The organism is Dyella acidisoli (assembly GCF_030160295.1).
GTDB classification, from domain to species: domain Bacteria; phylum Pseudomonadota; class Gammaproteobacteria; order Xanthomonadales; family Rhodanobacteraceae; genus Dyella_B; species Dyella_B acidisoli.
Window position 1 is genome coordinate 1 of the sequence record NZ_BSOB01000047.1, and the last position, 680, is coordinate 680.

Sequence of the window (680 nt, forward strand, 5' to 3'; positions counted from 1 at the left end):
GCTACCGGTCAGCTCACCGCCCTGACCGATACGTCCAGCGGCGCGAGCTACACCTTCAGCTACAGCAACGGCCAGCTCAGCCAGATCGTGGCCAGCGACGGCGACACGCTGCTCTTCGGCTACAACACCAGCAACCAGCTGATCAGCCTGTCGATCCAGGAAATCCCACCCGGCCAAACGAGCGCCGTGACCCGCCAAGCCGTGAGCTACGGCTACGACAGCCAGGGTCGCTTGAGCACCGTCACGACCACGCTGGCCTCGGACACGGATAGCAGCAGCACCGCCAGCTACACCACGACCTACGCGTACCAGGGCACCACGGACCTGGTCAGCAGCGTCACCCAAAGCGACGGCACCACCGTCAGCTACACCTATACGCAGGATACGCAAGGCGCCTATCAGGTCACCGGCATCACCACGGGTACTGGCAGCGCGGCGCAAGCGCTCACGCTGAGCTACGGCACCAACAGCACCACCGTCACCGATGGCCTCGGCAATACCACCACCTATCAGACCAACGCGCAGGGCCAGCTCACGAGCGTGATCGCCCCCGCGGTCAATGGATCATCGCCCACCACCACGTATACCTACGACGCCAACGGCAACCTCTTAACCCGCACCGATCCGAACGGGGCCATCACCAGCTATAGCTACGATGCCAACGGCAATTTGCTGAGTGT

General features: G+C 63.4%; 1 protein-coding gene. It reads left to right on the plus strand.

The window, feature by feature from the left end; all coding sequences use genetic code 11:
- The coding region (locus tag QQJ86_RS18745) for a hypothetical protein (RefSeq protein WP_284322501.1) at nt 1-680 on the plus strand (680 nt) is incomplete at both ends.